Genomic DNA, 23,898 nt, shown 5'->3' on the forward strand with positions numbered 1-23,898 from the left:
TGAGCAGGAGGCCCCACCGTGACCGACATCAGCCTCGAGGCCGTGACTGGAAAGCTGAATCGCGCTGGCTACGATGCCTTCATACAGGCCCTGCGCCACGCCAAAAGCGCCAGCAACCGCAACATCGAGCTTGCACACTGGTTGTTTCACATCCTGCAACAGGAGCGGACCGACCTCAGCCTATCGGTGGATCACTACAAGCTCGACCGCGCGCGGCTGCTGTCGGACCTCGCAGGCGTCATAAACGGCTTCCGCAAGAACGAAACCGACATGCCGGGGGTCGCCAATTCGGTCATCGATATTCTCGACCGTGGCTGGCACTACGCCACGCTGTTCTTCGGCGAGACACAGATCCGCACCGGCCATCTCCTGGTCGCCGGACTGAAATCGAATGAGATCCGTCGTGCGCTCAACAACATCTCGCCGGAATTCGTCAAGATAAACGTAGACGCATTGGCCGCGGAGCACCGCGCCGTATGGGCAGGCTCTGAGGAAGAGACCATGCGTCCGATGGACGGCTCCGGATTGGCCGGTGCCGGCACTGACGGCGCGGACCGGGCAAGTCCCAAGGGAACAACACCGCTCGACCGGTTCGCCCAAGATCTCACCGCCAAGGCCAAGTCGGGCCAGATGGACCCCATCCTCGGTCGAGACGACGAGATCCGCCAATTGATCGACGTGTTGATGCGCCGGCGGCAAAACAATCCAATTCTCACCGGCGAAGCTGGCGTCGGCAAGACCGCCGTGGTCGAGGGATTTGCGCAGCGCATTGCCGCTGGCGAAGTGCCGCCGCCACTGCGCAACGTCAGGCTCTGCGCGCTCGACATCGGCCTGATGCAGGCCGGCGCCTCGATGAAGGGCGAGTTCGAGCAGCGCCTGCGCTCGGTGATCGACGAGGTACAGAATTCCCCTACACCCATCATTCTGTTCATCGACGAAGCTCACACGCTGATCGGCGCTGGTGGCGCGGCCGGCACCGGTGACGCGGCCAATCTGCTTAAACCTCCCCTCGCCCGCGGCACGCTGCGTACGATCGCCGCCACCACCTGGGCAGAGTATCGCCAGTACATCGAGAAGGACCCCGCACTCACACGACGCTTCCAGCCGATCCAGGTCGATGAACCGGAAGTCGAGACCTGCTGCATCATGCTGCGCGGCCTCCTCGGCCCGATGGAGAAGCACCATGGCGTTCGCATTTCGGACGCCGCGATCGTGACCGCGGTCAACCTGTCGCATCGCTACATTCCATCTCGACAGCTGCCGGACAAGGCGGTCAGCCTGCTGGACACAGCCTCGGCGAGGGTAGCCATCAGCCAGAGCGCGACGCCGGCCCTGATCGAGGACGCTCGCGTCGCTATCGCGGCTCGCGAGGCCGAACGATCAGTGCTGGTCAGCGATGGTGACCTCGGGGACGAGAACAGCGAGCGTATTGCCGAGGTCGACGGCGACATAGCTGCGCTGAAGGACAAGCTGACCGGCCTTGAGGCCGACTGGGCCAGGGAACAGGAGCTCGTCAAGGACATTCGCAGCATTCGCGAGATCCTCTCCGAGAACGGAGACGAAGATCGAGCAGCGAAACGCCTGGAGTTGCGCGGCAAGTTCGAGACACTGGAGGGCATCAATCCGGAAAAGCGGATGATCTATGCTCATGTCGACCAGCAGTCGGTCGCCTCTGTGGTGTCTGACTGGACCGGCATTCCGACCGGCAGAATGATGCGTGACGAAATCGAGACGGTCCTGAAGCTACCAGAAATTCTCAATCGCCGCGTGGTCGGCCAATCCCACGGGCTGACGATGATTGCGAAAAGAATCGAGACTAGCCGCGCCAAATTGGATAACCCGTCCAAGCCGATTGGCGTTTTCATGCTGGCCGGACCGTCCGGCGTGGGTAAGACAGAAACGGCCCTCGCGCTTGCCGAAACCCTTTATGGCGGCGAGCAGAACATGATCACGATCAACATGTCGGAGTTCCAGGAGGCGCACACGGTCTCGACGTTGAAAGGCGCGCCTCCGGGCTATGTCGGTTATGGTGAAGGCGGTCGGCTCACCGAAGCCGTCCGCCGCAAGCCCTACAGCGTGATCCTGCTCGACGAGGTGGAGAAGGCCCATCCCGACGTCCATGAGATATTCTTCCAGGTGTTCGACAAGGGGGTCATGGAGGACGGCAACGGCCGGCGAATCGACTTCAGGAACACACTGATCATTCTGACCACGAACGTCGGCACCGATTTGATCATGGGACTGGCGCGCGATCCAAAGTACCGCAACGAGCCGGAAGAACTCGCTAGGCTGCTGCGGCCCGAATTGCTGAAGGTATTCCCTGCTGCGTTGCTTGGGCGCATTGTCTCGATTCCCTATTTTCCGCTTTCAGACGAGATGCTTGCTGGAATCGTCAGATTGCAGCTCGACCGGATCGGACAGCGCCTCCGCGACAATCACAAGGCCGCCTTCGGCTATGACGATGCGGTCGTCGATCACATCGTATCCCGTTGCAACGATCCGGACTCCGGAGGGCGGATGATCGATAACATCATCACCAACACGTTGTTGCCCGAACTGTCGCGTGAATTCCTCAGGAAGTCTCTCGCCAAGGAAGAAGTCAAGCAGACGCGCGTCTCGATCGTGAACGACAAGTTTGCCTACTCGTGGAACTGACTGCGATGAACATCCAGACCGAGCACCGCCAGCCGGCCACCGGTGCCACACCATACGATGAGGTGTATTATCCCGGGCACGTCTACGGGCTCACTCACCCGAACCATCTGGCAACGATTGCGACCGTCTACGGCATGCGGCCGGCTCCAGTCGAGCACTGCCGGGTCCTGGAGCTCGGCTGCGGCGTTGGCGGCAATCTGTTGCCGATGGCATTCCAATATCCGGACAGCGAATTCATCGGGATTGACCTGAGCGGTGTGACGATCGAGCGTGGGCGGCGAAACATCGCCGCATTGGGCCTGAGCAACATCGAGCTTCTGCATTGCGACATCATGGATGTCGACGCTGCCTTCGGACAGTTCGACTACATCATCGCCCATGGCGTGTATTCATGGGTACCGCCGATCGTGCGTGAGAAGATGATGGCTATCTTCAAGCAGAATTTGGCACCACAGGGGCTCTGCTACGTCAGCTATAACGCGCACCCGTTCTCGCATCTTCGCGACATGGTCCGCGACATGATGCGCTACCACACCCGGAGCATCACCGGGATGAAAGAGAAAGTTGGACAAGCTCGCGCCATTGTGAAGTTTCTCAGCGAAGGATCGAAGTCCAGCTCAGTGCACGGTGCGGTCATGCGCGATCAGTGCAACCGCGTCCTCAATGCTCCGGACGAATTGCTTTTTCACGACGATCTCGATCAGGGCGCGACAGCCTTCCTCTTGCACGAAGTCGTCGAAGATGCCGGCCGACACGGCCTACAATATCTGAGCGACGCCGATTTCTCGCGACGCAATCTTGCCGGTTACACCGAAGAGGTCCGCGCCACGCTGCAGCGCTTTCCCGAAAGCGAGTTCATGGCGCGCGATCAGTATCAGGACTTCATTGACGGCAACGGCTTTCGGCGTACGTTGCTCTGCCACGGGGACATCTCTCTTGACCGCCGGGTCGATCTCGACTTCGTCACCAGGTTCTATCTGCTAAGCACCTCCAGCCCACGTCGACCCGACGCCTGCTTGACCGACGATTCTGAGATGGAGTTTGAAAATCAGGACGGGAGCCGAATCACGGTGACCGATCCGCTCCTGAAGGCTGCACATCTTTGTCTTGGCCGGGCCTGGCCGCGCGCACTCTCGTTCACCGAGTTGCTAAATCGCGCCCGGGCGCTGCTGGTCGGCCGGCAAACAGGGGATGACCAACGGAAATTGACGGAAGCGCTTTATATCCTGGCTCGCAGCGGAGAGGTCTCCTTTCTGAAATCACCGCCCTTTCTCGTGACAGAAGTCACTGATCGGCCCCACGCGAGCCTGCTCGCCCGCAAACAGGCGCAGACCGGCCCGCTGGTCACCAATCTGCTCCACCAGACGGTGCAATTGGAGGACGACAGGACGCGGCACTTCCTGCAGTTACTCGACGGCTCTCGGACGATCGAACAAATTACGGCTGAAATGACTGAAGTCTTCGGACCAACCATCCAGGTCAAACAAGTGGATGAGGCCGGGCAGGCCACCGAGCCGTTGCTGCTCTCGACCCGCGACAGCGTTGACCGTTCGCTGGCGACGGTTGGAAAGCTGGGCTTGCTGGTGGCCTGACGCTCGACGACGTCTACTTCGGTAAGGAACTGGCGGCAGCGAGCAGGGCCGCCGGTTTGTGGAGCGGACGCGGTCCCGTCCTATCAGCCGTCGTGGGTGTATTGTTGGCCGAGGAGCCATCCGGTGAGAATGCCGCCAGGCCCGCTGGCATAGACCGAATTAAGGCCCACACCGGCGCGCAGCATCCGCCATTCATGTTCGCCGACCCAGGGAATGCCGGGATCACCCTTCTGATATTGTGATAGCAGCGTTCGGGCAACTTCGGCGGCGTTGGCGTAGATCGGGCCGTTCGCCCAGCGGGGTCGCGGTAGACCTGTCATGCGGCAATAAAGTGCAGTGCAGACATAGGCAGACGCCTCCTCCGCATTGGCATCAAGGCCGGTGCGCAGCAGATCGTAAGCCGCATGCAAGGCCTCATGGACGATATAGGCTTCGTCCATCCGGCCCGTTGCCGACACCACCTCCAGCGTATTCGCCGCGACGACGGTACCGTCCGCTCGTGTTCGCGCTACATCGTTATATTGTGCCGCAACACCTGCCGCGAGGTCCGTCGGAACCCTGACGCTGACCTGTCCCAACCGGATCGCGCGCGCGACGTGATGGAATGTTTGCGGTGCAATCGTCACGTGGCTGCCACGGATCGGAAACCGGAAGCGCATGCGCGCGACCGCCGCGCCGTTAAGTACGTCTAGCACCCTGCTCCGAAGCGACATCGGGTCGTCCTTGCTGTTGACACTGCTCCACGAATGGTGGTCGGCGTTTCCAGTTGGGAGGTTCATTGAACCCGGCCCTGCCCGGATCAGACCAATCGGAGGCAGACTTTCCGGAGGGCGCCCCGTGACGACCACCAACCCGACCACGACCGACACCTACCGGAAGATCGCCGCGCGGCTAACCATGCTTCGACCACAAATCGATCTGTCGAAATATTTCGCGGGGCCGAATCCCGATGTCCGCCTCTACGACGAAAAGGCCTATATCCGACGTCAATTGGAGAAGTACGGCGTAGCGGCCGCGACGAACACGCTCGACGGCGTCACGTTCCTGCCGAAGGATTGGGAAGACCTGATCAAGGTGCTGCGGATTGCCAAGACGTCGGATGGATTTGACGCCTTCGCCGAAGGGAAAAGCCCGGAGAAACCCTCGCACTGGGCGCTCGATCTGTCGATGGCAGCGACGATCGGCAAGGGATTTCGGGAGATCTGGCGCCCAAAGCTATCCGACCGGCCACTCTCGACGCGAGACCTTCCGGGCCGGCACGGGTTCGGCCTTGGACGCGGCCGAGGGCAATGGAGCGACGACTACAGTGCGCAGTTCGGCAAGGACCCGCAGCCGCAAGACATCACGTCGCTACATTTCGCGGTAGCGCCCGACCGCGTCAACGTTCACATCGACGAGACGGGCTTCGTTTTCGAGGGAGCGGACGGCGCCCTCACGGTCGGACCGAATTTCGGCCATCACGCCGTCAATGAGCTGTTCTGGAAGAGCAACCCCCACTTGCCGCGCTGGGCGATCGATCACATCGACCTGATTCTGCCGAACAGTGCCAATGACTTTTCGCGATTTGGCATATCGGTCGACCTGTATCAGCGCAGGGATCTGCGCGTCACCGTCACCGGGTCCTGCGGAATTTTCGGGGGCTTCGAGTGCTCGGGAACGTTGAGCGTCAGTGGGACGCACGATTTGCTCGGCTCCAAGCCGAGAGGCTCGCGCTGACGCGGACCGTAGTTCTGCGGTCCGTATCTGGGAGGCGATATGCCACAGTTGAAAGACAAGGTCGGTCGGTTTGCGACAACAGGTCGCAGCTGCCAGAACTGGAAGCAAGACCAGGAGTTGGTCATCTCGCTGCTCAACAAGATCGCCATTTCCGACGGGGGTGCGGAGAACACGCTCAAGCCGCAAGTGGTCGTGACAGGTCATGCCAGCGACAGCCTCTACACCTCCATTCTGTATTTTCAGCAAAAGAACTTCCCGGGCGCGCCTGACGGCTACATTCGACCTGGCGGGCCAACTTTCAGCAGGCTCGTTGACCTTTCGACGAAGGCCGCTGCAAAGCCTCCCTCCCCAAAAGGCCAATGGGATGGAATCACGACCCCATCCGTCGATGCCGCGCTTCGCAAGGGGCTGATCGACGATTCAAAGCTAGATTACGCGGAAGTGGTTGACATCGTCAGGGCGACCGTTGCGGACGGCACGGTTACTGCATTCGAGCTGGACGACCTGATGACCATTGCGAGCACCTCCAGAACGCTGTCGCCGACTTCAAAAAAGCTCATCACGCTCTTAGTCGGTGACGAAAAGAAGAAGTGGCTCGGGGTGGGACCGTACAACCTCAATTCGGATCAAAAGAAACTCGCCGCGGAGATGGTCTGCGATTTCCTTAAAAACACGAGGACTACGTTCTTTCCGAAGCTCGACCCGCACCGCGTCGGGATAGGCATTCTCAGGCGCATTGCGAAGCCGAGCCTCATCGATCAGGATCAGGCAAGCCTGTGCGGACCTTCCGCGCTGATGTTCAGCTACGCATCCGATAAGCCGGGGCAGTATGCGCGATTCGCCATCGACCTGTATCAAAAAGGGCAAGCGAGCCTCGGCCGCCTGCTGATCAAGCCGGGAAAGGACGTGAAGAACTACACGCCGCCCTACTCGCTGGACCACGTCGATTGGCTGACATGCGCCTCCATCCGCGACTCCGAAAATTGGTTCCTCGATTTTGACGACACCGGCAGAATAAGCGATGTCGCTGGAATCACCGTGCCGAGCGAAATGGAGCAATGGTTCCGCAAGGCTGGATACCAGGACGTGCGTGAGGAGACCAATCTGAAATTCAGCAAGGGCATCGACAACGTCATGGAAGCCAACGCCCTGCTCGCCGGCGGATACCGCGTGTGCCTTTTCATAAGCGCCAACATGATCGAATATGACGACCAGTCTGACGAAGGCTCCGTGCTCACTCGGCACTGGGTCGTCTTGCGCGATAAGATTCAAGTGTCGAACGGAAACGTGACAACAACGATCTTCACCTGGGGCAAGGGAGACTACGCGATCCCGCATCCCAGCAAAGGCGGCGCTCTGAAGCCCCTGTCCCTTGCGGATTTTCTGATGAATTATTACGGCTACGTTGCTGCCAAGGCGTAAGCGGGACTCGCTGGTATTCGTCATTTACCGAGATGATTCCCTCAATCGTCCCAACCTTTACACGTGACATCGGATTCGCCGCGTAGCGCGGCGTCAGGGCTGCGGATCGGCAGGCTTGGTCGACAGCTTCCGGCCCCCGTGACGAGCCAATGGCCGTTCATGTCGGAATCAGTCTTGCCGGGATCACTCGGCCATGAACTCGCCGTCAACGTGGTCGCCTAGAGAGCGGTGACATTGCGGCTTCGTTAGGAGATTTATCACGGTCGACCAACCATCGGCCTGCGCGGCCACGTCCGTCCTTTGATCCGGATTTGGTCGTACCAGTAAATCCAATTGTACTTCCTTACCGACCCTCCCGTGGGTGGCAGATGGGCGAGTCTCCAGTACAGGTCCGGCTGGCTGAGCCTGAACCGCTCGATTATCTGCACGGGCGATGGAGATGTGTTCTGCGGATTGTCAAGGAAGACGGCCGCTTCCCATAACGCATCATCGGGCGCAGGATCTTTGCCTTTATAGGGGCCTTCGGTCGGCCCATAAAACGCTCTGAAAAGCGGGGGCCCGCCTTTATCGGATACATATATGTTCGTCAAAATGACTGCGAGATACTCTTCAGAATCCTGGTACCAATGGTCTGCTGGGGCAAAGTTCATCACGCCGCCTATCATTCGTGAGGCATGAACGAGTTCGTGGTACAGCACCTCGTCGGTTGCCATCGCGGGAGCATGGCCATGGTGAGCCTTCTTGAATTTCTTTCGAAGTAGCTCTGCTTTCTCGGGCGAAAACAAGACATCACAATTTGCGCCTCCGCCTTTCCCGACGACTTTGAACAGCTCCTTTTTCTTTGGATCGGAACTTAGGCGCGCACCACGGGCAATAATATGTTGCTGTTGATCAAGGTCGTCTGCCACCGTCAGTGCGTTGGCGTCACTCAGGTTATATGGGCGAATTCTCGCGAACGATGGTTTGCTAGTGCTGAATTCGTCAAGCAAGGCCCGGCCAGTCGGGTGGCTCTGTATTTGTTTCAGGAGCCCGACAATCTGGCGCCTGTAGCTGTTCTTGGCCGCCAAGTTTCTGCTTCAGCGAATCGAATCCGCCGGCATGGGTGTCAGCACCCTCATGGTTCACCACCATCCACGATCCCATGCTTCGGAAGGCTATGAGAATGCTGTTCGGCAGTCCTTCATCAACCACGGTGTCACCTAGATCCCATTGCAACACGGAAGCATCGAGAGGCGATGTGTGCTTCTCGATATAGTTGTTGAACTTCTTATACTGCTCGTTCTGCTGGAAGGTAAAACCTAAGAAATCATAATCCAGCTCCGTAAGATCAACATCGTCGGCCATGGCGACTCTCCATATTATGCGTTCGACCAAGCGATGGTCCGCCGAGAACTACGCTGAATAGTCGCAAAGCAGATACCAACGGTTCGTCCGCTGACGAACACACGACCGTGATAGGCAGCGATGCGTTTCCACGCCGGGTTGAACCAATTTGAACAAGGGCGAGACATAGATCTTAAGGACGTTGTATCGACCTTCTACGGGGACCGCATCGTGGCGTGTACGGAACCGGAGATTACGCCTTGGCCCGAACGAGTCCGGCGCACGGGTGAGCTAAAGATATTCCCTGGGCCGAGCTTCACCCCAAGCGTTTGGGTGAATGATCTCGACACAGCGATCACGACGATCAACGAGCTTCTCAAGCAGAACGGCGTCTATCTTGCGTTCAGAAAAGCTGACCGTGCGGCTGGCAGCCCGATCGTGGCCGAAACGTATCCGGGTTCAGGCCTCCATGGCAGCGCCGTACAGACCGTCGTCGACTCGCGTAGTGGCCCCTCGATGAATTCAGTGAAGCTGCGAGTACCTGCAACTCCGAAAGTCGGCCGCGCTGACGCTGGCCCGGCAATGCGGCTCCATATCCTTGTGCATGAACTCGTCCATTGCATTGGACTCTCGAATTGCGCACATAGTAGCGATGACGTTTTCATAGGGACACTGGTCATCGATAGCAGCGGCACGGTCCCACCGCCGAAACTGGGCGGGCACACGATCTCAAGAATTAAGAAGGCGTGGCCAGAGACGTGGGTCAGCGTGCAAGGTGGCGCTCTCGCCAAACAATCGGCCGATGAGCTGAGAAAATCGATGGAGGGAGCCAAACTCTAGGACGCGGACTCATTTAAGGCGCAGCCATAGCCTGATCGACGCGAGTAGAACGAAGGCGATATAGTTGGCGGCAAGCCTGTCGTAGCGCCTCGCCACCCGACGACATTGTTGATCCTGTTGAAGAACCGCTCGATCTGGTTGCGAGCGCGGTAGAGATAGGGGCTGAAGCACATCGGATCGCTGCGATTGCTTTTGGCGGGATGTTAGCCGATGCGCCCTTTTTCATGGCAAGATCTCTGATCCAGTCGGCATCATAACCACGGTCGCCAAGCAGCATTGACCGAATTTCAGACGAGACAGCAGTTTTCCGGCAAGTCGGACGTCGTGGGCCTCACCGGCGCTCAGCGCCAGCCGCACGGGCAGACCATTTCTATCGACTACCGCATGAATTTTGCTCGTTAGGCCACCGTGTGACCTTCCCATCGATTGGCGCTGGTTCCTTGTGATGCAGGCCCATGCTGATGCACGCGGACCATGGAGGTGTCTATCATCTGAACAGCAGCGTCATGGGCAGCGGCAAGCGCGTCGATGATGAGGCCCCAATCGCTAGCCCGCCGCCAACGAACGAAGCGGTTGTAGCAGGTGGTGTACGGACCAAACATGTCGGGCAGATCACGCCAAAAAGCTCCAGAGCGCAAGACCCAGAAGATGCCATTGAGGACACGACGGTCGTTCACCCGAGGAACGCCACGCGGCTTGTTCGGCAGCATAGGCTTGATGGCAATCCATTCATGATCGGCGAGTGCGTAACGCATGATTCGAGCCCCAGTTTGGAAGCTTGAATCACAGCGATCTGGTCCGACGCAACGCCTCGAGGCAGGCGCCGGTTGGACGTTTACGGGCAGAAGCGGACATCAGCCCGCCGACAATCCCTGTAAAAACCATCGAAAATGACCCAATCCGGACTTAGCGGCAGTTCGTGAGGCGTTCACGATTCTGGGTTCGTCTCATTCGAAGTGGGTACTGGCCTGTTTCCGACCGCAGTGGCGTAGTTTGATTTGCTAGGTGGTCTGTTTTGGCATTCGGGGTCATAAGCAGGCGATGGAATCGCGTCATTGAAACTGCCGGTGCGGAGCTGTTTACAGCCGCGCCGAGTCCGTCGCTCCGTCTCGTGAATTCGGCAGCTTTGAATGCCTACTGTGCGGGGCAACGCTGGAAACCTGGAACTCAGCCGGGGTGCCAACCTACAAGTTTCTGGCCGGGCCGGTGCGACGGCCTGAGAAATAAGGCCGCCTGGTATTGTCCGTATTACCTATGCGGTTCTCCGTAGGTGGATAACGATTTAACTCGCTATTCGCGGCTCTTGGGCGCACCTTTTGCTTGGGAACTTGGCTCAACCGAAAGGACGGAGCCATGGCGGACTTCATCTTCGAGGCGAACATCGCCCACTACAAAAAACTTCTGACGACAGAAACCGATGTCGGAAAGATAGCTATGATCCACAAGCTGATGGCGGAGGAACGCGCCGAGCTAGCCGAGTGGGACGCTAAGAACCCAAAACCTAGCGCGGCAGAGTAGGGCCGCCTCAGTTGGCGGCCTCTTTCAGTTTGACGTGTCGGTTTTTGGCCCATCGCGACATATTGCGCCGCCGCACGAACTCAGCCGCTATGGGTGAAGCGGACATTGCGTTCATTGCATCACGCCGCTGCGTTTATGAGTACACGGCCTAGCATTTGACCGAATTTGGCTCGACTTCAGCTCTGCTATCGAAAATCGATATCCGGCGAGAATGAAACCTGACCATCTGATCTGGATCGAAGCGCTTGTCGACGGGATGGCCCAAGATCAAGAATACCTCGGCGTCTGCAGCTTGCAGCGACCGGACGTAGTCTTCCAAGTTAAAGAAGAAGATTTCATTCTCATTTGGGGTGTTCAAATTGGCGATCGTGCCGTTGCGTTCTCCTGACATCCAGTCCTCGTTGTATCCGCTCCAAGCCGCTCCCAACGCCACCACCTTGAGAGACTCCGGTGAGCTGATCGAAGCACAGCTCTTTTGCACATCACGATTGACGTAAGTTATCTGGAACGGGAGAGATTTCGTCCACAGCAAGCGGTGTTGCGTCCAACCTCTGCTCTGCAAACAGGACTATTTCTCGTGATGAGCTGGTTGATAGGCTCCTTGATAGCAAAACCTCCACATGGAGGAGGAAACGCGGGAGAGCGAGCTAAAAATACTGCTCGAAAAGCTTCAAAAATCGATACAAGCCGTGCAGTGCGCGATTGCCGGCATTCCCCCTCGCCTCGACCTGGCGGGATGTTAGGTCGAGGCGCCTCCTACGCTCGTTGTCCTCTTAGCTTTTCGAAAATCTACATCACTGTCCAGAAATGCCTCGAGCATGAACGGTATCAGCTCGGCTACTTCTTCCTTGTTGCCGTAGGTCTCGGCATAGAAAGCAGCATACTCGCGGAGCCGCTGCGCCAGGCCTGGCGTAAGCACCACGTTCATCTTCACCGGTGTCCGATCGGGTAGTTTCGCGAGCTTCATCCCTCACCGGCCCTTCGCTACCGTCTGAACGTCCTGGTATGGCTTCAGCACCAGATCCTTCGAAACAATCACCCGTAGCGGCCAACCCGGCCGCACCGTGATCGTCGGCTGCACGTCGAGCTCGCGCTCCACCAGGCGCTGCCCCGCACGATTGGTCGTTTGCTGCGTGCTTTCCCGTAACGCCTTCACGAGATCGCTCTCGTCGTTTCCGATCGATAGCTGGGTCCCTACCCCGATGAGGGTCGCCAGAGCGACGCCTTTCAGTAGCTGCCAGGTATGGAAATCCACCTCGTCCTCGAGCCCGGCATAGCCTGCGACGTCTGTGGCCGGAGGGTTCTCGATTACGATCGAATTGCCGTTCGGCAGGATGAGCCTCGTCCAGACGACCAGCGCCCTCTTCTGACCAAAGGCGACGACGCTATCGTACTTGCCCACGATCCTTGTCCCCTGCGGGATCAAGAGATGCTCGCCGGTTACCGTGTCGTAAACGTTCTCGGTGACCTGGCCGATGGTGGTTCCAGGCAGGTCCGAATTTAGCCCCGTGACAAGGCTTGCGGGGATGATCGATCCCACCATCACCGCATGGGTGGATGGTGCCGGCTTGAGCGCATGAGGATTGGTGGTTTCCGTGTCTGCTTTCGCTCCCACGAAGGCGAGTTTTCGCGCTTGGGACGAAGGAACGATCTCGCTGGATCGATCGACCATCGCTTGCGCCGCCTTTGCAAGGTCGGCAGCGGACGGCCCTGTATCCGGCGCTGAAGGCCGGAATGCGGATGGGGCAGCAGCCGGCGTTTCCATCGTACTTTCTGCTTGTGCTTCTCCTGTTTCTCCGACAGGCGGAAGAACAGTCCCGACTCCTTTGCCTGTTGCGCAATCCGCGTCTGACGGATCCGTTCGGCTCGCTCGGCATCCTCCTCCGGGTTGGTCCGGAAGCCCGCGTCCGATGCGACGCCGGCCTTCTTTTCGTTCTCCGCAAAGGCCCGACCGATGTCCCCAGGCGACGGCGGTCCGAGCCGCGGCGTCGACGGCGGCAACTCCTCATAGGACTTTGGCAGCTTGCTGAGCTCCTCGGCAGTCTGCTTGCGGTCGGTGTTATAAAGCTCTGTCTGTCCCGACGGCCTGAAGGAGTGCGGTCGGAGCGCAATGAGGATCGCTCCGCCAACAAACAGCGCTGCGACGCTGCAGCCGATCATGAGGGCGCGCCTGTTGAAGCGCCGAACGGGCCGCGGACGTGCTCGCAGTTCCAGCGGCTCCGGATCCTGATCCAATCCTGTCGTCATGATGCGCTCCCGGTGCTGAAGACTTGCGACACCGGTCGCGCATCGATTCGGATGATCCGGACGATGCGCTGTGGATCTTCGCCAAGGCGAAGCTCGGCGGCGCCGAACATCCGATCGACGATGTAGTAGGAACCGCGGACCCGGTAATTGACGAGGTTGGGCCGGCCATCGGCTCCGGCAACAAACAAGGGCGGCGCCTCCCCCTGCGACAGGCCGGACGGCATCTGGATATAGACCTTGCGGCCGTCGTCGAAGGCGCGCACCGGACGCCACGGGGGATTGTCTCCTTCAATCCGATAGCGGAAATTCAGGCTGTCGAGCCGCACGCCGCGATCGGCGATCCGCTCCTCACCTTCTTGAGCGGCGACGTTTTGCTTATGGAGAGCAACGAGCGTATCGGTCGGATAGGTCCATGAGATCGACGCCATGTAGGTCTGCTTGGTGGAGACGAGCTCGAGGTGATAGGCCCGCCGGTCGGTCAGGACCACGAGGTTGGTCTGGATATCCGGCAACGTCGGCTTGACCAGGATATGCACACGCCGGGAGTTGCCCTGCCCGCTCAGGGTATCACCGACCACCCAGCGAACCGTATCACCTGTGGAGACGTCGATCAGTTCCTCGCCCGGCTGAAGCGCGATGGTTGAGACCTTTTCTGGGCTTGCATAGAGCCGGTAGAGTGCGCCTTCCGTCCAGGGATACACTTGGATGGCATTGATATATCCGGCGCGCGTCGGCTCCATCCGTGCCGCCTTGTTCGCCTTGGCGATTGCCTGCTCCGGTGGCAGCTTTTCCTCCTTGCCGCCCTTTGTCGGATAGGGCTTCAACTGGCCCGGTAACGGAAGGACCTTTGGCGTTTCGACGACTTGCACCGGCGCCGGCGGATCGGCGTCTGGAATTGCCTTCTCAAAGGTCATCTCATCATAGGGCGCTTCAAGATTGAGCTTGGTGGCGCAGCCGGCGAGCGCAAGCGACAAGGCAAGGACGCTGGCCGACGCGAGCTTGGTGAGGGCTTTGGAATTCATTTGGCGTCTCCAATCAGGTCGCGCGACCAATTGAGTGAATGGACGTAGAGGCCGAGAGGGTTCTTCCGCAGGGTTTCGGCATCTGCGGGCGGCTTGAGGACCGTGGTGACGAGACCGGTGAAGCGCTCTGTCTTTGCGATCGAACCGTTCTCGTAGGTGTTCTCTTTCCAGCGGATCTCGAAGCTGTCGCCGGACGCGCGTACCACCGACGTGACCTCGGCGGTCACCGTCTTGGAGCCGATCTTTGTGAACGGATCGGCTTCCCGCGCGTAGTCGTTTAACGCCTGCGCGCCGCGGTCTGTGACAAAGTCGTAGGCACGCAGCCAGTTCGCCCGGACGATGACCGGATCGATCGACAGCGAGCGGACATTCTCGATGAAGCGCGCGAGAAAATGCGCAATCTGCGCGTCTGACGGCTGGTAGGCTTCGAGCGCCGGCCCGACTGCTCGGACTTCACCGAGCCGGTCGACCTCGACCACGTAGGGAGTGACACCTGAGCGAGCGATCTGGGTGAAGATCGTCAGTCCGAGCACGCCCGACAAGCCAATGGCCGCCAGCGCCGCCAACCGCCAATTGCTCGCTTGCACGCGGGCTGATCCCAACCGCTCATCCCAGACCTGGGCTGCCTTCTGATAAGCGGTGACCGGCTCCGGCGTCTCGCCATAGCGAACGGACACGCGCTGAAAGGGGTGACCTGCCATATCCTACTCCTCCCCGAGCTTCGGACCTGAAGAATGCCCGCCCTTGTCACCTTCCTTCAGGGTGTGAGCGGCGACTTGCACCGCTTCCCTTGCGTGTCCCCGTCCTGACGAGGCCGCCGCACGTCCCGCGCCTGAAGCAGCCGCTCCGCTCGTCGTGCCGGCAGTGCTCGCGCTTGAGAGCTGATCCACGGTGGCGACCCGGGCTGGCGCGCCCGCAGCCGCCCCGGTGAGCGACGCCGCAGAGCGAACAGCAGCCATTGAGCCGCCTGCAGCAAGGCGCAAGCCCCCAGCGGCCGCCGCTCCGCCGCCGATCGCGATAGCCGCCGCACCCGCCACCGTTCCTCCGGCTGCACCGGCGCCTAGCTGGGGTGCACCTGAGACCAGTCCCGCCGCTATTCCTGGGCCGAAAATGCCAAGGCCAAACAGCGAAAGGGCCGCAAGCAACAGGCTCATGGCCGACACGATGTCGACCGGCCGCGTCAAGGTGCTCGCGAGCTGACCGAAAATGGTCGAGCCGATGCCGATAATGATCGCGAGAACCATCACCTTCACCCCTGAAGCGACCACGTTGCCGAGCGACTTTTCCGCAAGGAATGCGGTCTTTCCCCACAGGGCAAACGGCACGAGAATGAAGCTTGCGAGCGTCGTCAGCTTGAATTCGATCAGCGTGACGAACAGCTGCACCGAGAGGACGAAGAAGGCGAGCACGATCAGAATCCAGCAGAACAGCAGGATCAGGATCGTCGGCAGGTTGGTCAGGACATCCAAGCCTGAGAATTGAGCGGTCTCCTCCAGAAGGGGATGAGCGGCCGTAAACCCGGCGGAGGCGACAAAGCCTGGCCGCGCCAGGTCGGCGGCACTTAAGCTTCCGCCGGATGCCTTTAGACCGATGCTGGAGAATGACGCAAAATCAATATCGGCGAGACCCTTGAAGTTACCGATGATGAACGCGAAGGCGCCGACGTAGAGCACCTTCTTGGCGAGCGTGACCATGATGTGGTCGTCGGCGCGCATGCTCCAGGCAAGGCCAGCAAGCGTGAGGTCGATGCCGATCAACGTTGAGCTCAGGAATGAGACATCGCCTGACAGGAGGCCGAAGCCGGAGTCGATGTAACGCGAGAAGGTCTCGGTAAAGCGGTCGATCACGGAGAGATCTGCCATGGCGCCCTCACCTACCTGCCGCCGGTGTAGGCATGGCCATCGCCGATGAAGCGCGTAAACCGCTCCTTGGCAGCGGCTGACGATGCCTGTTGTTCGGCCGCACGCAACGTGTCTGCGCGCGCCTGGGTGGCCAGAAGTGCTTGGGTCTGCAACGACTGCTTGATCTGAAGGCCGAGCAATTCGTTGCCGGACTGTTGGGCCTGCAGCGAGCCGACCGCAGCGGAAGAATTGGCCATCAGCATTCGAAGCGTCTGCCCGTCCTGGTCCAGCGAGCTGACGATGGCAGACTGAATTGTGAGCGACTGCTTCAGCCCATCGTAGCTATTGTCCCAACGTGATGTCGCATCCAGAACCATCTTGTCGGACGAAACAGCTGCTGCATATTGGCGGGGATACAGGCGTTCAAAATCCTGCTGGGTTTTCTGAACATCGAACGAGATGTTCTTCGCCTACGGCGAGAACAACGCGATTCTCGACAATTGCCACGTCCGCATTGCCTTCGACGCGTTTGCCGACCTGGGCGACAAACATTTCGAACCGCTCGCGGCCCAGCGCACGCGCTGCATCCTGATCTTGCGAAGGCAGCGGCGGGGTGATGGTCATCACGCGCGTTAGCGAGCGCGGCAAGATGAAAAGCGGGAGTCCGTTGAGCATTCAACCGGAATAAAGATCGTGGTCGGCAACGAGATCCGTGTCGATCAAACTCATCAGTGAGAGATCGATGATGGGCCAGTTTCAGCGTGGTTGAGGAAGCGCCTCAATAGAAGGTGAACGGGCCTGACCAAACTGGATCAATCGTCTGGCTCAGCTGATTGCTCAGCTCACCGACGTTGTAAGCAAAGAAGCGGACGAATCGAACGACCGCGTTTGGGCGTTCGTTCTTGAATCTTCGGCACCAGCTGAAAATCCGAAGTCGGGACCGGTTATCATTCCGCGAAACGAGTATAATTTTTTCGCGAGAGAACGGTCCCTCGGGATCGTCCCGCGAGACCGTCACATCCGGGCGCCATGGCCAGGCGATCGTCGCAACGACATTCGCGCGTCGGCGGATTTTTGACCGGGGAAGCGTCGGGAGCGGGGTCGTCAGGAAACAGCAACCATGCCCAGGGTCCCACTCGATGCGGAGAATAGCCCCTCTATTCTCCGCATAAATTGCGGGGAACTCCCTTGCGGATGCGGAGAATAATCGCCATATTCTCCGCAGGGAGTGCGGGGAATGCCAAAATACATCCACCAACTACCTGATTGGCCTCAATTTTCCTGGGATACCGATGCCTTGGCGAAGCCGCTCGCGGCTGTCCGCCTTCGACAGGGCCAGCTGATAGGCCGGATGCAGACCCTAGGTTTTGCACAGCAGGAAGAAGCTGTCCTGACCACCCTGACGGAGGAAGTCCTCAAGTCCAGCGAAATCGAGGGAGAGAAACTCGACAAGGATACGGTGCGCTCTTCACTGGCGCGTCGCCTTGGCATGGACGCGGGCGCCTTGCCGTCGGCAGACCGCAACGTCGAAGGTGTTGTCGAGATGATGCTCGACGCCACTCAGAAATTCAAAGCCGAGCTCACTAAGGAGAGGCTCTTCGGCTGGCAAGCCTCACTCTTCCCAACGGGCCGCAGCAACCTGAAGAAGATCACGGTGGGAGCCTGGCGAGATGTGTCGGCGGGACCGATGCAGGTTGTCTCGGGCGATTATGGTCGTGAGCACGTCCATTACGAGGCGCCGACCGCCGAAAAGCTCGATGCTGAAATGACCGCTTTCCTGGAGTGGTACAACACCGAGGAGAAGATTGATCCCGTCATCAAGGCCGCGATCGCGCATCTGTGGTTCGTGACGATCCATCCCTTCGAGGATGGCAATGGACGAATCGCGCGCGCCATCGCCGACATGTCCCTTGCCCGCTCTGAAGGAATTCCGCAGCGCTTCTACAGCATGTCGGCCCAGATACGCAGCGAGCGGACGACCTACTATGACATGCTGGAGAGCACCCAGAAGGGCGACCTCAACGTCACGCCGTGGCTCGAATGGTTCCTGCGCTGCCTCGACCGCGCGTTCACTGGAGCTGAGACCATTCTCGCAGCTGTGCTTGAAAAAGCCGACTTCTGGAAACGGCATGCGACAGCCCGGACCAATGAGCGGCAGCGCGACATGTTGAACCGCCTGCTGGACGGGTTCGAGGGTAAGCTGACATCGAGCAAATGGGCCAGAATCGAAAAGTGCTCGCCCGACACTGCCTTGCGCGACATTCAGGACCTCGTTGATCAGGGCATTCTCGCCAAGGACGAGGGCGGAGGCCGAAGTACAAGCTATTCGCTTGCCGCTTGAATGCTGTTGATTGCGGCGAGCGCATCCCTTGGACCGTCCAGCGTTCCCGGCGATGTCCACCCGGGCAACCAGCGGTCCTCAAGGCGGAGTCCTCCACCGCGAGTTCTACTATTCTCGCGGACATAGTATAATCATCAAGAGTCAACGTTGCGCGCGATTGCGAGAGCTTTGCGCGAACCGCCTCGCCGAAGAAGCGAGCCTAGCTCCCGCCGGCAGCCCAGCGCCCGGATGTCATTCGGCCTGCAATATTGACCCCTAGGCCGGGCAATCGTCTCCACGATCAGCATCCCCCACCACCTGCTTCGTTCCAAAGCAGGCAGCGCAACAGACCAATCTGTAGGGGGCGCATTGCCTCATCCAGAATGTTACTGGACAACTTCTCGCCGATGACTGGGTCGGCGCCACCGAATCGGTTCGGTGGCCTCTATGGCGGGAAAGATCAGCATGGGCGCGCGGCGCGAAGTGGTGTCGGCGGTGATGGAGCGTTACCGATCGGCCGGACGGGCGGAGAAGGGACGCATCCTCGACGCGCTATGCGCGACGACAGGCTGGCATCGCAAGCATGCGGTGCGTGCACTTCGGCCACGCGCGACGGTTGGGCCGCGCAAGGTCGAGGCGCCGCGAGAGCGCAAGCGTAGATATGGCGCGACGGTCAAGGACGCGATGACGGCGCTGTGGGAGGCGTCGGATCGGGTGTGCGGCAAGCGGCTCAAGGTGATGATCCCGACCTTGCTGCCAGCTCTCGAGCAACATGGCCGATTGCAGCTTGGGCAGGCGGACCGTGATCGTGTTCTGGCGATCAGTGCCGCTACCATTGACCGCCTGCTCGTCGATGTGAAGCTCGTGGCGAGCGGCGGCAGGCGGCGCCGTGCCGGCTTCTATTCGGTAATCCGGCGCGAGGTCCCGATCCGCACGTTCAATGACTGGAACAGCCCGGTGCCCGGCTTCTGCGAGGTCGACATGGTCGCCCATGGCGGCACGTCGGTGGCTGGCTCGTTCATCCAAACCCTGACGATGGTCGATGTCGCCACCGGCTGGACGGAGTGCCTGCCGTTGCTGACGCGGGAAGGTTCGCTGGTCGTCGAGGCGATCAACAGCGCACAGAGCCTGTTCCCCTGGCTGTTGCGCGGCGTGGACTTCGACAACGACAGCGCCTTCATGAACGATGTCGTCGTGCCATGGTGTCGCGAACAGAAGCTCGAAGTCACTCGCTCGCGCGCCTACAAGAAGAACGATCAGGCGTTCGTCGAACAGAAGAATGGTGCCGTCGTCCGCCGCCTCATGGGCTATGGCCGCTTCGATGGCGTCGAGACGGTGCGTGTGATGGGCCGCCTCTATGCGGCGGCACGGCTCTACGTCAACTTCTTCCAGCCGTCGTTCAAGCTGAAGGAGAAGCGTCGCGAAGGGGCTAAAGTGATCAAGCGCTATCATCCCCCGTCGACGCCCTATGAGCGTGCATTGGCGCATCCCAAGGTGACCGCGGCCGTGAAGAAACGGCTACGCGATCAGTATCGCTCGCTCGATCCGGTCGCGCTGTTGGCGGAGATTCGCGTAACCCAAGAGGAACTCGGCAATCGCGTCGATCGTCGTGCCGGACAGGCGCGCGGCCTGCAACCCGCTCACACTAGCACCCTGCCAGCGACCGCGGCGACGTTCGCGAAGACGCTCGGCAAGACGGTGACGGTCGGCGAGCCGCGTGCCACGCACCGGCGAACTCGTCGGCCCTATAAGACCAGAGTTCGCATGCCGTCCAAGCTCGACCCGCATATTGCTGCGATCGAAGGTTGGCTCGCAGAGCAGCCGCAGCTGACGGCGCTCGCAATTGTCGGCCGGCTGAGCGAGAAATACCCCGAGGAGTTCGGGAAGAGACAGCATTCGATTGTGCAGCGTCTGCTGAGGGCGCTCAGACGGAGGGCTGCCGAACAGTTGGTCGCCCAGGGTCCGTTCGGCGACGCTACGACCGCTGCCCCATTGCCCGGGGTTGTGGACGGCTCGGGCTATTTAGGGCCCGACCCGCCCACAGCCCCGCTCGTCGAGCAAGCCGGGAAAGTCACCTGGCGCGGCCGATCAATCGACATCGGATCGTCATCGGCAATGGCGCCATCAGGGTAACGTTCGCAGATGCGGCAATACGGGGGGTCAATATTGCAGGCCGAATGACACTGAGACGCCATCAAATTCGGGACAAACAGCGCTGTCGTGGCTACGCCTCTCGCCACCGCTCGAACTCTCATGCAACCCTCCGCGTCACGCGACCCTTTCACTCGCAATTATTCGATTGGTATAAAAATCGAGTGCCGCATCCTCTGCTCGACATGTTCCGACAGATGTCCCTTGCCCGTTATGTCCTCGACCAGGACGATCTCCCCGGCCTTGATCACGCGACTCTCACCGTCGCTCGCTGTCAGTTTCACGCTGGCGTCAAGATTGACGATGTACTGCTTCCAAGGCGCCGGGTGCCAGTCGAGCTTGTATTCGGCCGGTGTCTGCCGGAATATCAGTCCTTTGACGGGATAGAGAGCTGACAACTTGCTCCCTCTCCGCTCCTGCGTCCATTCGACCTCGATGTCCCGAAAATGCGATTCTCCATTTTCGTCGGTGTAGAGATTGTGAATTTTCATTAGCGCCTCCCGCGACGTTTCCGAATGGAATAATCAGTCGATGTTGACAGCGTGTGCGACCGGTCGCGCACGCACCCGGCTGGCAGCCAGACAGAGTGCGGCACCGATGATGGCGCAGCCGGAGACCTGTACGAGTCCCGCCGTTGTCCACCCCAGCTCTGTCTTCAACAGCCCCAGCAAGTACCCTGCGAACGCGCCAGGAGTATACAGAGCAGCAACGAACAGACCCGATGCTTGCGCTGCCCTGTTACGTGTCACCGACTTTATCATGGCGCTCGAGAGATTGACGTACAGCATGCTGGTCATCATTACGCCGAACAGCACAGACAACGCCAGATGTGCGACAAGGGAGTGGCCAAGCTCGGTATGTCAATCGGCTTGCAAATTTGACCCCTCATCGGCGTCCAATTTTGACCCCTTTGCGCGACGAGCTTTGCTGGTAGCGCTCGTCTCGTCGGAGCTGGCCGGGATAGCGGAGGCGAGACGAGCGCGAGTGGCGTGATCGTCGTCTCTGCTCTTGAATCGCCAGCTATCGTTGCCGGTCTCGACAATGTCGCAGTGATGGGTCAATCGGTCGAGCAGCGCCGTGGTCATTTTGGCGTCGCCGAACACGCTTGGCCATTCGCCGAAGGCGAGATTGGTGGTCACGATGACGGAGGCGCGCTCATAGAGCCGGCTGACGAGGTGGAAGAGAAGCTGGCCACCGGACTGGGCGAAGGGCAAATAGCCGAGTTCATCCAGCACGATGAAGTCCATCCGGGTCAGATGCTCGGCGAGCCGTCCTTGCCGTCCGTTGCGGGTCTCGGTCTCGAGGCGATTGACGAGGTCGACTACGTTGAAGAAGCGGCCGCGGGCACCGGATCGGATGCAGCTTCTGGCGATGGCAATGGCCAGGTGGGTTTTGCCTGTGCCGGTACCGCCAACCAGCACGACGTTGCGTTGTTGGGCGATGAAGCCGCCGCCTGCGAGATCATTGACGAGAGTCTGATTGATCGGCGTGCCGTCGAACTGGAAGTCGGCGATGTCCTTGGCAAGCGGCAGCTTGGCAATGGTGAGCTGGTATTTGATCGACCTGGCTTGCTTCTCGTTGATCTCGGCGTTGAGCAGGTCGCCGACAATGCGCTGAGGTTCGTGCTGGCGCTTGACGGCAGTTGCCATGATCTCGTCGAAGGCAGCCTTCATGCCGTAGAGCTTGAGTTCACCCATGAGGTCGAAGATTAGGGCTCGTTCCATCAGATGGTCCTCCGGAGGTTGTCGTAGCGGGCACAATCGGCGATCGGTGCATGACGGAGCGTCAGTGCGGCCGGCGTCATGATGTTGGCCGGTGGGGCGGGTTCACGTTGACGGGCCAAGATATTGAGCACGACATCGGCGGAATGGACGCTGTGACTGAGCGCTTCGGCACAGGCCACTTCCACCGCGGGCAGACCGTCAGTCAGCACCGCGTTGAGGATGTCGACCATCTGCCGATTGCCATCGTCGGTGCTGGCAAGCTTGCGCCGGATCCGCTCGATCGCGGCCGGCAGCACCCAGTCTTTGAAGGGAGCACCGTTGCGCAAGGCGCCGGGTTTGCGGGCGAGCACCGGCACATAATGCCAGGGGTCGTAGACGGTATCGCCGCGGCCAAAGGATCGCGGGTGCTCGGCAACGATGCGTCCATCCTGACGGATCACGATGCGATCGGCATAGGCTTGAACCTCGACCGGTCGTCCGACTGCGCTGGCTGCGACCGAGTACTTGTTGTTGTCGAAGCGCACCAGGCAGGTCTTCGAGACCGATGCCGTCACCGCATGGAAGCCGTCGAAGCGGCCGGCATAGGGAACGAGTTTGGGGCGTTCGGCTTCGAACACTGCCCAGATTGTCTGATCGACCAGCTCCGGATGGCGATGAGCCTTGGCGTAGGCGATGCATTTGTCGAGCAGCCAGGCGTTTAACTCGTCGAGGTTTTTGAACCGCAGCCGCGGCGTGAAGAAGCGTTCCCGGACCAGCCCGACCTGGTTCTCGACCTGCCCCTTCTCCCAGCCCGACGCTGGCGTACAGGCGACCGGATCGACGAGATAGTGGCTGCACATCTGCAGGAAGCGGCGATTGTAGAGACGCCCTTTACCGACGAAGATCGTCTCTACGGCGGTCTTCATGTTGTCGTAGATGCCGCGGGTGCAGGTACCTTTGAACAGGGCGAACGCCCGGTCGTGGGCGTCGAACACCATCTCCTGCGTCTCCCGCGGATAGGCCCGCACGAACAGCATGCGGCTGTGACAGAGCCGGACATGGGCAGCCTTCACCATCACCGTGGTGCCGCTCAGCAAGACCACCTCGTGGCTCCAGTCGAACTGATAGGCTTCGCCTGGGGCAAAGCTCAGCGGGACATAAGCCGCCGCGGTCGATTGCCCGCGTTCTTTGCTCCACCGCCTGGCGTAACGCCGCACCGAATCGTAACCGCCGTCATAGCCGCGGCCGCGCAGCTCTTCGAAGATCCGGATCAACGTCAGTTGTTCACGAGCCGATTTAGCCGCGTTCGCCGCCAGCAATCCGTCAAGCTCTACTGCCCATCGTCCCAGCTTTGGCCGCGGCTGCACCTGCCGTTCGTACTCGAAGGAGGTCTCTCCCGACCTCAGCACCTTCCGAACCGTGTTCCGCGACACCTTCAGGTCACGGGCGATCTCCTTGATCGTCTTGCCCTTGATGAAGTGCTCGCGGCGGATCCGGGCAATCGTCTCCACGATCAGCATCCCCCACCACCTGCTTCGTTCCAAAGCA

The 23,898-nt window shown here is 60.0% G+C and carries 23 protein-coding genes and 1 pseudogene; 9 read left to right on the forward strand and 15 right to left on the reverse strand.

Annotation, left to right across the window (positions count from 1 at the left end):
* The first annotated feature begins 18 nt into the window (after positions 1–18).
* Positions 19–2,655, forward strand: a complete 2,637-nt coding sequence (gene tssH, locus HAP47_RS26215) for a type VI secretion system ATPase TssH (RefSeq protein ID WP_173642124.1) — start codon at positions 19–21, stop codon at positions 2,653–2,655.
* A 5-nt stretch (positions 2,656–2,660) separates the two neighbouring features.
* A complete protein-coding gene (locus tag HAP47_RS26220) occupies positions 2,661–4,247 on the forward strand; it encodes a class I SAM-dependent methyltransferase (RefSeq protein WP_173642123.1) in 1,587 nt (528 codons plus the stop codon).
* Positions 4,248–4,330: 83 nt separating this feature from the next.
* On the opposite strand, the gene HAP47_RS26225 is transcribed toward HAP47_RS26220, so the two are convergent.
* A complete protein-coding gene (locus HAP47_RS26225) occupies positions 4,331–4,906 on the reverse strand; it encodes a hypothetical protein (protein WP_223975657.1) in 576 nt (191 codons plus the stop codon).
* On the opposite strand from HAP47_RS26225, the gene HAP47_RS26230 reads away from it, so the two are divergent.
* Both HAP47_RS26230 and HAP47_RS26235 read left to right on the forward strand, forming a co-directional pair.
* Positions 4,905–5,963, forward strand: a complete 1,059-nt coding sequence (locus tag HAP47_RS26230) for a hypothetical protein (RefSeq protein ID WP_231168381.1) — start codon at positions 4,905–4,907, stop codon at positions 5,961–5,963. The two genes, HAP47_RS26225 and HAP47_RS26230, sit on opposite strands and share 2 nt — an antisense overlap.
* Before the next feature lie 39 nt (positions 5,964–6,002).
* Complete coding sequence (locus tag HAP47_RS26235) at positions 6,003–7,385, forward strand: hypothetical protein (RefSeq protein ID WP_173642121.1); 1,383 nt, start codon at positions 6,003–6,005, stop codon at positions 7,383–7,385.
* Between the two features lie 257 nt (positions 7,386–7,642).
* Here the strand turns inward: HAP47_RS26235 and HAP47_RS26240 are convergent, their stop codons facing one another.
* Together HAP47_RS26240 and HAP47_RS26245 are read right to left on the reverse strand one after the other, a co-directional pair.
* Positions 7,643–8,452 carry a M91 family zinc metallopeptidase gene (locus HAP47_RS26240; RefSeq protein ID WP_173642120.1) on the reverse strand — a complete coding sequence of 270 codons (810 nt, stop codon included), beginning with the start codon at positions 8,450–8,452 and terminating at the stop codon, positions 7,643–7,645.
* The gene (locus HAP47_RS26245; protein WP_173642119.1) at positions 8,367–8,729 is read right to left on the reverse strand and encodes a hypothetical protein; all 363 of its coding nucleotides are present in this window, start codon (positions 8,727–8,729) and stop codon (positions 8,367–8,369) included. The genes HAP47_RS26240 and HAP47_RS26245 overlap by 86 nt, the downstream gene beginning before the upstream one ends.
* A gap of 120 nt (positions 8,730–8,849) precedes the next feature.
* On the opposite strand from HAP47_RS26245, the gene HAP47_RS26250 reads away from it, so the two are divergent.
* Complete coding sequence (locus tag HAP47_RS26250) at positions 8,850–9,548, forward strand: hypothetical protein (RefSeq protein ID WP_173642118.1); 699 nt, start codon at positions 8,850–8,852, stop codon at positions 9,546–9,548.
* Positions 9,549–9,557: 9 nt separating this feature from the next.
* On the opposite strand, the pseudogene HAP47_RS26255 reads toward HAP47_RS26250, so the two are convergent.
* Positions 9,558–10,303, reverse strand: a pseudogene (locus HAP47_RS26255) (IS5 family transposase).
* A gap of 598 nt (positions 10,304–10,901) precedes the next feature.
* Here HAP47_RS26255 and HAP47_RS26260 point away from each other — a divergent pair.
* Positions 10,902–11,066 carry a hypothetical protein gene (locus HAP47_RS26260; protein ID WP_173642117.1) on the forward strand — a complete coding sequence of 55 codons (165 nt, stop codon included), beginning with the start codon at positions 10,902–10,904 and terminating at the stop codon, positions 11,064–11,066.
* Positions 11,067–11,214: 148 nt separating this feature from the next.
* Here HAP47_RS26260 and HAP47_RS26265 read toward each other — a convergent pair whose 3' ends face one another.
* From HAP47_RS26265 to HAP47_RS26300, 8 genes are all read right to left on the reverse strand, one after another.
* Positions 11,215–11,598 (reverse strand): hypothetical protein, encoded by a 384-nt coding sequence (locus HAP47_RS26265; protein ID WP_173642116.1) that lies wholly within the window; start codon positions 11,596–11,598, stop codon positions 11,215–11,217.
* Positions 11,599–11,805: 207 nt separating this feature from the next.
* Positions 11,806–12,033 (reverse strand): DUF2274 domain-containing protein, encoded by a 228-nt coding sequence (locus HAP47_RS26270; protein WP_173642115.1) that lies wholly within the window; start codon positions 12,031–12,033, stop codon positions 11,806–11,808.
* 3 nt (positions 12,034–12,036) lie between these two features.
* Positions 12,037–12,609: a TrbI/VirB10 family protein gene (locus tag HAP47_RS26275; RefSeq protein WP_231168382.1), complete on the reverse strand. Its 573-nt coding sequence runs from the start codon at positions 12,607–12,609 to the stop codon at positions 12,037–12,039.
* Complete coding sequence (locus tag HAP47_RS26280; protein WP_231168384.1) at positions 12,609–13,313, reverse strand: hypothetical protein; 705 nt, start codon at positions 13,311–13,313, stop codon at positions 12,609–12,611. The genes HAP47_RS26275 and HAP47_RS26280 overlap by 1 nt, the downstream gene beginning before the upstream one ends.
* A complete protein-coding gene (gene trbG, locus HAP47_RS26285) occupies positions 13,310–14,335 on the reverse strand; it encodes a P-type conjugative transfer protein TrbG (RefSeq protein ID WP_173643110.1) in 1,026 nt (341 codons plus the stop codon). Before trbG ends, HAP47_RS26280 begins: the two co-directional genes overlap by 4 nt.
* On the reverse strand, positions 14,332–15,036 hold the full coding sequence (trbF, locus tag HAP47_RS26290) for a conjugal transfer protein TrbF (RefSeq protein WP_173642114.1): 705 nt from the start codon (positions 15,034–15,036) through the stop codon (positions 14,332–14,334). The genes trbG and trbF overlap by 4 nt, the downstream gene beginning before the upstream one ends.
* A 3-nt stretch (positions 15,037–15,039) precedes the next feature.
* Entirely contained in the window at positions 15,040–16,182 is a 1,143-nt protein-coding gene (trbL, locus tag HAP47_RS26295; protein ID WP_371821662.1) for a P-type conjugative transfer protein TrbL, read from the reverse strand.
* A gap of 26 nt (positions 16,183–16,208) precedes the next feature.
* Positions 16,209–16,553 carry a hypothetical protein gene (locus HAP47_RS26300; RefSeq protein WP_173642112.1) on the reverse strand — a complete coding sequence of 115 codons (345 nt, stop codon included), beginning with the start codon at positions 16,551–16,553 and terminating at the stop codon, positions 16,209–16,211.
* A gap of 82 nt (positions 16,554–16,635) precedes the next feature.
* Between HAP47_RS26300 and HAP47_RS26305 the strand changes: the two genes are divergently transcribed.
* From HAP47_RS26305 to HAP47_RS26315, 3 genes are all read left to right on the forward strand, one after another.
* The gene (locus HAP47_RS26305) at positions 16,636–16,812 is read left to right on the forward strand and encodes a hypothetical protein (protein ID WP_173642111.1); all 177 of its coding nucleotides are present in this window, start codon (positions 16,636–16,638) and stop codon (positions 16,810–16,812) included.
* A 601-nt stretch (positions 16,813–17,413) separates the two neighbouring features.
* Entirely contained in the window at positions 17,414–18,517 is a 1,104-nt protein-coding gene (locus HAP47_RS26310; protein WP_173642110.1) for a Fic family protein, read from the forward strand.
* Positions 18,518–18,943: 426 nt separating this feature from the next.
* Positions 18,944–20,629 (forward strand): integrase catalytic domain-containing protein, encoded by a 1,686-nt coding sequence (locus tag HAP47_RS26315; protein WP_173642109.1) that lies wholly within the window; start codon positions 18,944–18,946, stop codon positions 20,627–20,629.
* Positions 20,630–20,787: 158 nt separating this feature from the next.
* On the opposite strand, the gene HAP47_RS26320 is transcribed toward HAP47_RS26315, so the two are convergent.
* The 3 genes from HAP47_RS26320 to istA all read right to left on the reverse strand — a co-directional run bounded on the left by HAP47_RS26320 (position 20,788) and on the right by istA (position 23,870).
* Complete coding sequence (locus HAP47_RS26320) at positions 20,788–21,138, reverse strand: hypothetical protein (RefSeq protein ID WP_173642108.1); 351 nt, start codon at positions 21,136–21,138, stop codon at positions 20,788–20,790.
* A gap of 369 nt (positions 21,139–21,507) precedes the next feature.
* Positions 21,508–22,371 carry an IS21-like element helper ATPase IstB gene (gene istB, locus HAP47_RS26325; protein ID WP_173638875.1) on the reverse strand — a complete coding sequence of 288 codons (864 nt, stop codon included), beginning with the start codon at positions 22,369–22,371 and terminating at the stop codon, positions 21,508–21,510.
* Positions 22,371–23,870: an IS21 family transposase gene (istA, locus tag HAP47_RS26330; RefSeq protein WP_173638876.1), complete on the reverse strand. Its 1,500-nt coding sequence runs from the start codon at positions 23,868–23,870 to the stop codon at positions 22,371–22,373. The genes istB and istA overlap by 1 nt, the downstream gene beginning before the upstream one ends.
* Positions 23,871–23,898: the final 28 nt, after the last annotated feature.

The sequence above is a fragment of the Bradyrhizobium sp. 41S5 genome, from assembly GCF_011516665.3.
GTDB classification, from domain to species: Bacteria; Pseudomonadota; Alphaproteobacteria; order Rhizobiales; family Xanthobacteraceae; genus Bradyrhizobium; species Bradyrhizobium quebecense.